General features: G+C 74.5%; 9 protein-coding genes. 7 read left to right on the plus strand and 2 right to left on the minus strand.

The features are described 5' to 3' along the window. Nucleotides 1-83: 83 nt before the first annotated feature. Nucleotides 84-710, minus strand: coding sequence for a TetR/AcrR family transcriptional regulator (locus B8281_RS10590; RefSeq protein ID WP_232322539.1), 627 nt, complete (start codon nt 708-710; stop codon nt 84-86). 225 nt (nt 711-935) lie between these two features. Between B8281_RS10590 and B8281_RS10595 the strand changes: the two genes are divergently transcribed. The 6 genes from B8281_RS10595 (at nt 936) to B8281_RS10620 (ending at nt 8,222) form a co-directional block, all read left to right on the plus strand. Then, nucleotides 936-2,495, plus strand: coding sequence for an MFS transporter (locus B8281_RS10595; protein WP_232322540.1), 1,560 nt, complete (start codon nt 936-938; stop codon nt 2,493-2,495). Nucleotides 2,496-2,592: 97 nt separating this feature from the next. Continuing rightward, a complete protein-coding gene (locus tag B8281_RS10600) occupies nt 2,593-4,503 on the plus strand; it encodes a metallophosphoesterase (protein ID WP_157446615.1) in 1,911 nt (636 codons plus the stop codon). Between the two features lie 54 nt (nt 4,504-4,557). Beyond that, entirely contained in the window at nt 4,558-5,262 is a 705-nt protein-coding gene (locus tag B8281_RS10605) for a YceI family protein (RefSeq protein ID WP_157446616.1), read from the plus strand. Nucleotides 5,263-5,296: 34 nt separating this feature from the next. Next, nucleotides 5,297-6,025, plus strand: a complete 729-nt coding sequence (locus B8281_RS10610) for a metal-dependent transcriptional regulator (RefSeq protein ID WP_114552614.1) — start codon at nt 5,297-5,299, stop codon at nt 6,023-6,025. 115 nt (nt 6,026-6,140) lie between these two features. Continuing rightward, nucleotides 6,141-7,418, plus strand: coding sequence for an MFS transporter (locus tag B8281_RS10615; RefSeq protein WP_085387690.1), 1,278 nt, complete (start codon nt 6,141-6,143; stop codon nt 7,416-7,418). A 147-nt stretch (nt 7,419-7,565) separates the two neighbouring features. Beyond that, entirely contained in the window at nt 7,566-8,222 is a 657-nt protein-coding gene (locus B8281_RS10620; protein WP_232322541.1) for a vitamin K epoxide reductase family protein, read from the plus strand. Nucleotides 8,223-8,258: 36 nt separating this feature from the next. On the opposite strand, the gene B8281_RS10625 is transcribed toward B8281_RS10620, so the two are convergent. Next, nucleotides 8,259-8,705, minus strand: coding sequence for a YbjQ family protein (locus tag B8281_RS10625; protein ID WP_051028118.1), 447 nt, complete (start codon nt 8,703-8,705; stop codon nt 8,259-8,261). Between the two features lie 67 nt (nt 8,706-8,772). On the opposite strand from B8281_RS10625, the gene leuS reads away from it, so the two are divergent. Continuing rightward, nucleotides 8,773-11,772, plus strand: a complete 3,000-nt coding sequence (leuS, locus tag B8281_RS10630) for a leucine--tRNA ligase (protein WP_369824887.1) — start codon at nt 8,773-8,775, stop codon at nt 11,770-11,772. Nucleotides 11,773-11,868: the final 96 nt, after the last annotated feature.

Consider the following 11,868-nt stretch of genomic DNA (forward strand, 5'->3'; position numbering starts at 1 on the left):
ACTCGCGACGGTCTACGAGGAGAGGCCCGGCGGGGCGCCCTGCGGCGCCCCGCCGGGCCTCTCTCGTGCCTCCGGGCGGCGCCTCAGGCGGTGGCCGTCCGGCGGAGCGCGACGAGCTCGCCGATGAGGCCGAGGAGGTCGTCCACGTCGTCGCCGGGGCGGGGGCCGCGGAAGGCGAGGTCCTCGCCCGGCGTGCCGTCGCCGTCGTCCCCCTCGTCGCCGCCCGTGACGCGGCTGAGCACGTCGCTGCTCAGCGCGGCGTGCGCGTAGAGGCCGTCGCTGAGCAGGACGATCGCGTGGGCGACGACGGGGTCGCCGACCTCGTCGAGCACGGCGCGGGTCCACGCGTCGTGCGCGCCGTCGAGCGCGGCACGGGCGCGCGGGTACGACCCCTGCGCGAGCCGGGACACGGCGAGGTAGACGAGCTCGAACTCCGTGTCGACGAGCGTCGAGGTGCGGATGAGGTAGTCGACGGCCCCCGCGGGGGCGGCGCGCATGGCCTCCACGTCGGCGGCGGTGAGCTCCCGGAGGTGCTCGGTGAGGCCGTCGGCGAGCGCGTCCTTGGAGCCGAAGTGGTAGAGCAGCCCGCCCTTGGACACCCCGGCGCGCTCGGCGACCGCCTCGAGCGTGGCGGCGCGCTCGCCCTGCTCGACGAGCAGGGACGCGAACGCCCGCAGGACCTTGGCGCGAGCAGCGGGGGGCGGCGGCATGGCACCGAGGGTAGTCGGCCCGTGCGGACCCGCAGGCCGGTGGGCGGTGAGCCCGCGGCCGGCGCGGGGGCGCCGGTCGGGGGAGACGGTGCGGTGCGGAGCGTCACAGTCGCGGGCGGGATGACGGTGGGCTGTCTCGTCGTTACTATACCGTCTGGACGGTCTGGAAGTTCGGCGCCACCGCGTCGCCCCGGCCGCCCGGAAGACGTGGAAGGACCCCTCGCCGTGACGACCCCCGTGACGACGACCCCGACCGGGACCGCCGCCCAGCACGAGCCCGCGACGCGCGGACCCGCGCGCGGCGCCGCCGGCCGCTGGTTCGCGCTCGCCGTGCTCATGCTCCCGGTGCTGCTCGTGTCGGTCGACAACACCGTGCTCAGCTTCGCGCTGCCCCAGATCTCCGAGTCGCTGCGCCCCACCGGGACGCAGCTGCTGTGGATCATCGACATCTACCCGCTCGTGCTCGCCGGCCTGCTCGTGCCGATGGGCTCGTTCGCCGACCGTGTCGGCCGCCGTCGGCTGCTCCTCACCGGCGCGGTGGGCTTCGCCGCCGTCTCCGTGGTTGCGGCCTACGCGCCCAGCGCCGGCGCGCTCGTCGCGTCGCGCGCCGCGCTCGGCTTCTTCGGCGCCATGCTCATGCCGTCGACGCTCTCGATCCTGCGCAACGTCTTCACCGACCGCGAGGAGCGCCGGCTCGCCATCGCCGTCTGGGCCGCCGGGTTCGCGGCCGGGTCCGCGCTCGGGCCGATCGTCGGCGGCTTCCTCCTCGAGCACTTCTGGTGGGGCTCGGTCTTCCTCCTCGCCGTCCCGGTGCTCGTGCTGCTGCTCGCGCTCGCGCCGTTCTTCGTGCCCGAGTCGCGCGACCCCGCGCCGGGCCGGATCGACGTCCTGTCGATCGTGCTCGTTATGGCGACCATGACGCCGGTCGTCTACGGCATCAAGACCTTCGCGAAGTCCGGCCCGAGCGTGGTCGCGCTCGTGAGCGTCGCCGTCGGGCTCGCCGCGGGCGTGCTGTTCGTGCGCCGTCAGCTCCACCGGTCCGACCCCATGATCGACGTCCGCCTCTTCACGCGCGGTGCCTTCAGCGGCGCGGTGCTCGTCAACCTGCTGTCCGTGTTCTCGCTCGTCGGCTTCCTGTTCTTCGTGTCGCAGGACGTCCAGCTCGTGCTCGGGCTCGGCCCGATGCAGGCGGGCGTCGCGCTCCTGCCGGGGCTGGTCGTCATGATCGTCGCCGGGCTCGGCGTCGTCCGGGTGGTGCGGCGCGTGCGCCCGGCGCACGTCGTCGCCGTCGCGCTGCTGTTCTCCGCGACGGGCTACGCGATCGTCGCCGCGGGCGCCGGGCAGAGCACGCTCGCGCTGCTCATGGTGGCGTTCGTCGTGCTCTCGCTCGGCGTGGGCGCGGCCGAGACCGTGTCGAACGACCTCATCGTGTCGTCCGTCCCCGCCGCGAAGGCGGGTGCCGCGTCCGCGATCTCCGAGACCGCGTACGAGGTGGGCGCCGTGCTCGGCACGGCGGTCCTGGGGAGCATCCTCACGGCGTCGTACCACGCGAACGTCGTCGTCCCGCAGGGCGTCCCCGCGGCCGACGCCGTCGCCGCGGCCGAGACGCTCGGCGGCGCGACCCAGGTCGCCTCGACCCTGCCCGCGGGGCAGGCGCAGGCGCTGCTCGACTCCGCGCACGCCGCGTTCGGCAGCGGCGTCGGCACGACGTCGCTCATCGGCGTGGTGCTCATGCTCGTCGCCGCAGGCGTGGCGCTCGTCACGCTGCGGGGCGCGAAGTCCTGACGACGCGCCGCCCCGCGCGCCCCGCCGCGCCCTCGCGGCGGGGCGCGCGGCGCTCGCGGTTGGCGACGAGAGCCGCGATCCGGGAGGCTGGGCGGTGATGAGCCGTCCGCACCGCACCCCGCCCCGCTGGGTCCGCTGGACCCTCGGCATCCTGCTCGCCCTCGTGCCGTGCGTCGTGTGGGGGGTCACGACGGCGACGGCCGAGCGCAGCCTCGGCCCGCACGAAGCGCTGTACGAGGTCACGACGAACGGCCTCGTCACCGTCGACCTCGGCCCGCTCGGGACGATCCAGATCGACTCGCCGCTACCGCTCGGCCTGGGCGCCGACGTCACGGTCGAGGAGATCCCCGCCGACCTCACCGCCGTCGGGCAGGCGGACACGCTGGAGGGCCTGTCCCAGGACCTCGAGGACTACCTCCGCTTCTTCGGCGGCCCGCAGGAGACGATCGGCTCCGTCGCGCGCGCCCTCGTCGTCGACGCGCTGCGCCGCACGGGGTTCGCGATCCTCGTCGTCGCGGCCGCCGGTGCGGGTCTCTACCTCCTGCTCGGCCCGCCGCGCCGACGCGAGCTCAGCGAGCGGGTCGCGCCGCGCACGTACGAGATCACCGCGGGCGTCGTGCTCGTCTCGCTCGTCGGGGCGTCGCTCGTCGCGAGCGACCCGGGCACGACGGCCGGGTCGTCCCAGCGCGCGTCGGCGGTGTTCGACGGGACCCCCCTCGAGGGCGCGCGCATCACGGGCCGGCTCGCGGGCGTCGTCGACACCTACGGCGCGATGCTCATCGACCTCTACCGCGAGAACGAGGACTTCTACGCGCGCGCGGACGCCCACCTCGTCGCGGCCTGGGACCGGCGCGACCGGATCCAGCGCCTCACCGCGCCGCGGCCCGCCGCGGCGGGCACGTCCGACGACCGGGCCTCCGACGAGCCGTCCGACGGCGCGTCCTCCGACGCCCCCGACGCGACGGGCGACGCCCCGGACGCGACGGAGGGGACGACGTCGGGCACGGACGACGGGGCCGACGCGGGAGCCGACGAGCCCGGCGCGCCCGACGACGGCTCCGACACCGAGACCGACGGCGAGACCGACACCGAGGCGGGCGACGAGCCGACGCCGCGGCCCGCCCCGGCGGCGGAGGAGGACCTCGTCACGCTCCTCGTGGTGAGCGACCTGCACTGCAACACCGGCATGGCCCCGCTCATCCGGACCGCGGTGGAGCGGTCGGGGGCGTCGGTCGTCCTCAACGCCGGCGACACCACGATGAACGGCACGGCCGTCGAGTCGTTCTGCGTCGACTCGTTCGCCTCCGCGGTGCCGAAGGGCGTGACGATGGTCGTCGCCGACGGCAACCACGACAGCGTCGAGACCTCGGCGCAGGAGCGCGCGAACGGCCAGACCGTCCTGGACGGCAAGGTCGTCGAGGTCGAGGGGATCCGCATCCTCGGCGACCGCGACCCGCTCGAGACGCGGCTCGGGCTCGGCAGCCAGCCGCCCCGCGAGGAGACGCCGGAGGAGTACGCGGCCCGGCTGACCGAGGTCGCGTGCGCCGAGCAGGAGGACGGCGACCCGATCGACCTCCTCCTCATCCACACACCCCGCATGGGGAACGAGGCGCTCGACTCCGGCTGCGTCCCGAACCAGGTCTCCGGGCACATGCACACCCGGTCCGGTCCGGAGCGGACGGGCGGGGGCGTCCGGTACGTGAGCGGGAGCACCGCGGGCGCGGTCAAGGACCAGCTCCGCATCGGCCCGCTCAAGGGCACCGCGGAGATGACGGTGCTGCGCTTCGACCCCGAGCGGCGGCGCATCGTCGACTGGCAGCTCGTGCAGATCGGGACGGACGAGTCCGCGAAGGTCTGGCCGCGGATCGCGTGGCCCACGCCGTCCGGCGAGCCGGTCGTCGAGGAGCCCGACGAGGACGGCACCGAGGCCGGCACCGAGGGCGACGTGCCCGACGGCGACGCGCCCGCCGACACCCCGGCCGGGGGTGAACCCGCGGGCGCGGGCTGAGCCGCTGCGCGTCGGTGCTCGCCGCGCGCTGCGCGGCACGGCAGGATGGGGCGTATGAGCAGGTCGACGCGCTGGATCGTCGTGTCGGTGGTCCTCGCGCTCGTCGTGGTGCTCCTCGCCCCGTTCGTGTACTCGGAGGTGCAGGAGGGCCGCACCCCGCCCCCGCTGGGTCTGCAGTCGCCGGGGGAGGAGACGGCGTCCGCGGCCCCGGCCGCGCCCGGGCCCTTCGACGTGGACGGCGAGTGGGTCGTCGCGCCGGGCTCCGAGGCGGGATTCCGCGCGGACGTCCTCGACGTCCCGGCGGACGAGGCGGTGCTCCTCGGCACCACGCCGGACGTCACCGGCACGCTGCGCGTCGCGGACGGCGAGCTGCAGACCGCGACGGTGACCGTCGCGACGACCGCGCTCCGGACCGGGTCGTCCGTGGCGGACCGCCAGCTCCAGCAGGCGCTCGAGACGGACCTGTACCCGACCACGCTCTTCTCGCTCACGTCGCCGCTCGACGTGAGCGAGCTCGCGGCCACCGACGAGACGGTCCGGCTCCAGGCCGCGGGGGCGCTGACGATCCGCGACGAGACCCAGGCCGTGACGGTCGCGCTCGACGTGCAGCGGTCGGGCCAGGGGGTGCTCGCGACCGGGGCGACCGGCGTGCGCTTCTCCGACTTCGGCATCGCGGTGCCGCCCGACGCGCCCGTGCAGGTGCGCGACGAGGGGACGGTCGAGGTGCGGCTCGAGCTCGTCCGGTCCGCGACCCCCTGAGCCCCCGCCGGACGCCGTGACCTAGGGTGGTCGGGTGGACCACCCGACCGACCTGACGCCCGTCGCCCAGGACTACCTCAAGGTCGTCTGGGCCGCTCAGGAGTGGGCGGACGAGCGCGTGACGACGAAGCTCCTCGCCGAGCGCATCGGCGTCGGGGCCTCCACCGTCTCCGAGACGGTCCGGCGGCTCAGCGCCCAGGGTCTGCTCGAGCACGCGCCGTACGGTGCGATCACCCTCACCGAGCGCGGCCGCAGCCTCGCGCTCGCGATGGTGCGCCGCCACCGGCTCCTCGAGACGTACCTGGTGTCGGAGCTCGGCTACGGGTGGGACGAGGTCCACGACGAGGCGGAGGTGCTCGAGCACGCGGTCTCCGACCTGCTCATCGAGCGCATCGACGCGCGCCTCGGGCACCCCACGCGCGACCCGCACGGCGACCCGATCCCCGGTGCCGACGGGACCGTCGTCCGCCCGCCCGCGGTCCCGCTCGCGGAGCTCGTCGTCGGGGACCGCGGCACCGTGGTGCGGATCTCCGACGCCGACCCCGACGTGCTGCGCTACCTCGCCGAGATCGGCGTCGGCCTCGACACGGGCGTCGAGGTCCGCGAGCGCCGCGAGTACGCGGGCATCCTCTCGGTCGTCTGGTCGCCGCCGACGGAGGGCGTCGAACCGGCGCCGGAACCGCGCCCGGCGCCGCCCGCCCAGCTCGGCCTGCGCGCGGCGGACCACGTGTGGGTCGTGCGCGCCGAGCCCGTCTCCGCCTAGACTGGTCGCCTGCCCCTTCTTCTCGTCGCCGATGTCGCCGACCGGGCTCGAATCGATTCGACACCTCGATCCGAGCCGCTCGCCCAACCCGCCCGACCGACGCACGAGGACACCCATGACCGACGCCACCCCGACCGCACCGCCGTCGGACGCCTCTGAGCCGCGCGCCGCCGGCCGCCTGCGCGGCGCCGGACCCGCGCTGCTCGCGCTCGCGATGGGCGGCTTCACCATCGGGACGACAGAGTTCGCGACCATGGGGCTCCTGTCCGACATCGCGACCGACCTCGGCACGTCCATCCCGACCGCCGGCCACGCGATCACGGCCTACGCCGTCGGGGTCGTCGTCGGCGCGCCGCTGCTCACCGTCGCCGCGGCACGCGTGCCGCGCAGGACGCTCCTCGTCGCGCTCATGGCGTTCTACACGCTCGGGAACCTCTTCTCCGCCACGGCGGGGAGCATCGAGACCCTCGTCGCCGGGCGCTTCCTCGCCGGGCTGCCGCACGGCGCGTTCTTCGGCGTCGGGGCGGCGGTGGGCGCGGCCGTCGCCGGTCCCGGCCGCCGCGGCCGCGCCGTCGCGACGATGATGGCCGGCCTGACGATCGCCAACGTCGTCGGCGTCCCCCTCTCCACGTTCGCCGGGCAGCAGCTCGGTTGGCGGGCCGCGTTCGTCGTCGTCGGGGCGCTCGGGCTCGTGACGCTCCTGGCGCTGTGGCGGCTGATCCCCGCCGGGGCGGGCAACGAGGACACGAGCGTGCGGCGCGAGCTCGGCGCCCTGCGCAACGGCTCGCTGTGGACCGGTTTCGTCGGTGCCGCGATCGGGTTCGGCGGCATGTTCGCCGTGTACTCCTACGTCGAGCCGACCGTCACGCGCGTCACCGGGCTCGCGTCCGGCGCGGTGCCGCTCGTGCTCGCGATCTTCGGCGTCGGCATGACCGTCGGGACGGTGCTCGGCGGCCGGCTCGCCGACCGCTCGGTGATGCGCACCGTGTACCTCGGGTTCGTGTCGACCGGGGCGATGCTGGCGCTCTTCGCGCTCACCGGGCAGCACCCCGTCCCGGCCGTGCTGTCGCTGTTCCTCCTCGGCGTCACGTCGCAGATCCTCGGCCTGTCGCTCCAGACGCGGCTCATGGACCTGTCGCCCTCGGCGCCGTCGCTCGGCGCGGCGCTGTGCCACTCCGCGCTCAACGTCGGCAACGCCAACGGGGCGTTCCTCGGCGGGCTCGTCATCGCCGCCGGCTGGGGCTACCTCGCGCCCGCCTGGACGGGCGTCGCGCTCACCGTGGCGGGGCTCGCCATCATCCTCGTCGTCGGTCGCCGCCCCGCGGGCGTCGTGGTCGCCACGCTGCCCGACGACGCGCACGCGCCGTCCGCGGCCGCCCCGCCGCCGCGGTAGCCCGCCGACCGGCCGAGGTGGCGCGCGTGCGGTGGTCCGGTGTCTCCCAGCCAGGTCCCAGCGGGGCGCGGTAGGTTGTGCCGTGCGCGCACCGCCGTGCGCGCCGTCACGTCCGGCGGGAGCCGGAGACCCACGAGGAGCGTCCCCGTGAGCAAGAGCGCCACCGCCGGTGCGAACGTGTCCGCCGAGCCCGACGACGAGCTGCTGCCCGCGTCCGGCCCCCGCCCGATCAGGCCGCGCACGATGGGCTGGCTGCTCGTCGTGCTGGGCGCGATCGGCCTCGCCGGCTCGGCGGCGCTCGCGATCGAGAAGTACCTCAAGCTCGCCGACCCCGGCCACGTCGCCTCGTGCAGCGTCAACGCCCTGCTCGACTGCGGCGACGCGATGGACTCGTGGCAGGGGGCGCTCCTGGGCTTCCCCAACCCGCTGCTCGGGATCGCGGCGTTCCCCGTGGTGATCACCACGGGCGTCGTCCTGCTCGCGGGCGCCCGCCTGCCGCGCTGGTACTGGCTCGCGCTCCTCGGCGGGACGACGCTCGGCATGGGCCTGATCGTCTTCCTCATGTGGACGACGATGTACGCGATCTCCGCGATGTGCCCCTACTGCATGGTCGTGTGGTTCGCCATGCTCCCGCTGTTCTGGTACCAGGTGGTCCATGCGGTGCAGGAGGGCTACCTGCCCGCGGGCGAGGGCGTGCGCCGCACGCTCGTCGGCAACCGGCACCTGATCCTGGCGATCGGCTACGTCGCGCTCGTCGCGTGGATCGTGCTCGTCAAGGGCCCGATCATCATCTCGCTGTTCTGACCGGCGCCGCGGCGCCGCGGCGCCGGTGGCGCCGCGTCAGCGCCAGGCGGGCTGGTCCGGCGCGGCGTCCTGCGGGTAGCCGTGGCCGCCCGGCTGCGGGGGAGCGGACGGCGCACCCTGGGCCTGGTGGGCGGACTGCGCCGTCGCGCCGGGCTGGCCCGCGGCGAGCGGGCTGACGACGACGGCCGTGCCGTACGCGCACACCTCCGAGAACGAGGCCGCGATCTCGCCGGTGTCGAAGCGCATCCCGACGACGGCGTTGGCCCCGCGGCGCTGCGCCTCCTGCACCATGCGGTGCATGACCTCCTGGCGCGACTCGTAGACGAGCTGCGTGTACTCCTTGACCTCCCCGCCCCCGATCGAGCGGAAGGACGCGACGAAGTTCGCCCCGAGGTTGGCGCTGCGCACGGTCATGCCCATGACCTCGCCGAGCACCGCGTCGATGCGGTAGCCGGGCACGTCGTTGGTCGTCACGATGATCACGCCGCACATCCTCGCACGGGGCGGACGGCCGCCGTCGGGCCGTGCGACGGCCGGTAAACTCGGCCGGGTGACCACGCCTGACACGACCTCGATCCCGCACGCCCCGGACGCCCCCGCCGCGGGCGGCCCCGCCCACCGCTACACGCCGGCGCTCGCGGAGCAGATCGAGCTCAAGTGGCAGGAGCTCTGGGAGCAGCGCGGCACGTTCTGGGCCGCGAACCCCACGGGCGACCTGACGGACGGCGAGGGCGACGGCCCCGAGGGCGCGAGCCCGTACTTCATCATGGACATGTTCCCGTACCCGTCGGGCGCGGGCCTGCACGTGGGGCACCCCCTCGGGTACATCGCGACGGACGTCGTGGGCCGGTTCCGGCGCATGCGCGGCGAGAACGTGCTGCACGCCCTCGGCTACGACGCGTTCGGCCTGCCCGCCGAGCAGTACGCGGTGCAGACGGGGCAGCACCCGCGCGTGACCACCGAGGCGAACATCGCCAACATGCGCCGGCAGCTGCGCCGCCTCGGGCTCGCGCACGACTCGCGCCGCACGTTCGCGACGATCGACCCCGAGTATGTGCGCTGGACGCAGTGGATCTTCCTGCAGATCTTCGACTCCTGGTACGACCCCGAGGCCCTGCGCCCCGACGGTGGTCGTGGCCGCGCGCGCCGCATCGCCGAGCTCGAGGCCGAGCTCGCGTCCGGTGCCCGGCCGGTGCCGGGCGGCGTCGAGGGCGTCGAGGAGGGGGCCGGCTGGGCGACGCTCACGCCCCAGCAGCGCCGCGCCGTCGTCGACGCGCAGCGCCTCGCGTACGTGGACGAGTCGCCCGTGAACTGGGCCCCCGGCCTGGGCACGGTCCTCGCGAACGAGGAGGTCACCGCCGACGGCCGCTCGGAGCGCGGGAACTTCCCCGTGTTCCAGCGCAGCCTGCGCCAGTGGAAGATGCGCATCACCGCGTACGCCGACCGCCTCGCGGACGACCTGGACCTCATCGACTGGCCCGAGAAGGTCACGGCGATGCAGCGCAACTGGATCGGTCGCAGCGAGGGCGCGCTCGTGCGGTTCGCCGTGCTCGGCACGCCCGACGGGGCGAACGACGCCGCGGCGGAGTCCGGCGCGGAGGTCGAGGTCTTCACGACGCGCCCGGACACGCTGTTCGGCGCGACGTTCATGGTCGTCTCGCCCGAGCACCCGCTGCTCGACGAGGTCCCGGCGCACTGGCCGGACGGCACGTCGAGCGCGTGGACGGGCGGGCACCGCTCGCCGGTCGAGGCCGTCGCGGCGTACCGCCGCGAGGCCGCCGCGAAGACCGCTGTCGAGCGCCAGGCCGACGCCGGCAAGAAGACGGGCGTGTTCACGGGGCACCTCGCGGTGAACCCCGTGAACGGCCAGGCGATCCCGGTCTTCACCGCCGACTACGTGCTCATGGGCTACGGCACGGGCGCGATCATGGCCGTCCCCGGCGGCGACGAGCGCGACTTCGCGTTCGCCGAGGCGTTCGGGCTGCCGGTCGTGCGCACGGTCGAGCCCGCGGACGGGCTGCCGGAGGACTTCACGGGCCCGTACACGGGCGACGGCGTGGTCGTCGGCTCGGCGAACGACGAGATCTCGCTCGACGGGCTCGACGTGCCCGAGGCGAAGCGCCGCATCACCGAGTGGCTCGTGGGCAAGGGCATCGGCGAGGGCACGACGACGTACCGCCTGCGCGACTGGCTGTTCAGCCGCCAGCGCTACTGGGGCGAGCCGTTCCCCATCGTCTGGGACGAGAACGACCAGCCCGTCGCGATCCCCGACGCTCTGCTGCCCGTCGACCTGCCGGACGTCCCCGACTACGCGCCGCGCACGTTCGACGCGGACGACGCCGACTCGTCGCCCGAGGCGCCGCTGGGCCGCAACGACGAGTGGGTCAACGTCACGCTCGACCTCGGCGACGGGCCGAAGCAGTACCGCCGCGACACGAACACGATGCCCAACTGGGCCGGGTCGTGCTGGTACTACCTGCGCTACCTCGACCCGCAGTGGGACGGCGGCGACCAGGACACGGTCGTCGACCCCGAGCTCGAGCGCTACTGGATGGGCCCGGAGCACAACCCGAGCGCGGGCCGCGCCGGGGGCGTGGACCTGTACGTCGGCGGTGTCGAGCACGCCGTGCTGCACCTGCTGTACGCGCGGTTCTGGCACAAGGTCCTCTACGACCTGGGCCACGTGTCGAGCGTCGAGCCGTTCCACAAGCTGTTCAACCAGGGCTACGTCCAGGCGTACGCCTTCACCGACGCGCGCGGCCAGTACGTGCCCGCCACCGAGGTCACGGAGGAGCCCGCGCCCGACGGCTCGGGCGAGGTCGTGTACCGCTGGAACGGCGAGGTCGTGCAGCGCGAGTACGGGAAGATGGGCAAGTCGCTCAAGAACGTCGTCACGCCCGACGAGATGTACGCCGAGTACGGCGCCGACACGTTCCGCGTGTACGAGATGTCGATGGGCCCGCTGGACCTGTCGCGCCCGTGGGAGACGCGCGCCGTCGTCGGGTCGCAGCGGTTCCTGCAGCGTCTGTGGCGCAACGTCGTCTCCGAGGAGACGGGCGAGGTGACGGTCGTCGACGAGCCGGCGTCGCCCGAGACGCTGCGCGCCGTGCACCGGGCGATCGCGGACGTCCGCGTCGAGATGGAGCACATGCGCCCCAACACGGCCATCGCGAAGCTCATCACGCTGAACAACCACCTCACGTCGCTCGACCGCGTGCCGCGCGAGGCCGTCGAGCCGCTCGTGCTCATGACCGCGCCCGTCGCGCCGCACATCGCGGAGGAGCTGTGGGAGCGCCTGGGACACGAGCGCTCGCTCGCGCACGAGCCCTTCCCGACGGCGGACGAGCGCTACCTCGTCGAGGACACCGTGACGTGCATCGTGCAGGTCAAGGGCAAGGTCCGCGGGCGGATCGAGGTGCCGCCGTCGATCTCGGAGGAGGACCTCACGGCCGCCGCGCTCGCCGAGCCGAACGTCGTGCGCGCGATCGACGGCGCCGAGGTCCGCAAGGTGATCGTCCGCGCCCCGAAGCTGGTCAACATCGTCGTCTGACCTCGTTCGCTGAGTGCAGGAGATCGTCGCGTCCCGGACAGCCGGACGCGACGATCTCCGGCACTCACGGGTCGAGACGGCCGCGCTGGACCGGTC

Origin of the sequence: Cellulosimicrobium sp. TH-20 (assembly GCF_002105775.1) — a bacterium.
Lineage (GTDB): Bacteria > Actinomycetota > Actinomycetes > Actinomycetales > Cellulomonadaceae > Cellulosimicrobium > Cellulosimicrobium funkei.

What these genes read in the sequence shown, in the direction of transcription:
- B8281_RS10615 (WP_085387690.1), top strand. Translation starts at nt 6,141, where the DNA reads ATGACCGACGCCACCCCGACCGCACCGCCGTCGGACGCCTCTGAGCCG.
- B8281_RS10590 (WP_232322539.1), bottom strand. Translation starts at nt 710, where the DNA reads ATGCCGCCGCCCCCCGCTGCTCGCGCCAAGGTCCTGCGGGCGTTCGCG.
- B8281_RS10605 (WP_157446616.1), top strand. Translation starts at nt 4,558, where the DNA reads ATGAGCAGGTCGACGCGCTGGATCGTCGTGTCGGTGGTCCTCGCGCTC.
- B8281_RS10600 (WP_157446615.1), top strand. Translation starts at nt 2,593, where the DNA reads ATGAGCCGTCCGCACCGCACCCCGCCCCGCTGGGTCCGCTGGACCCTC.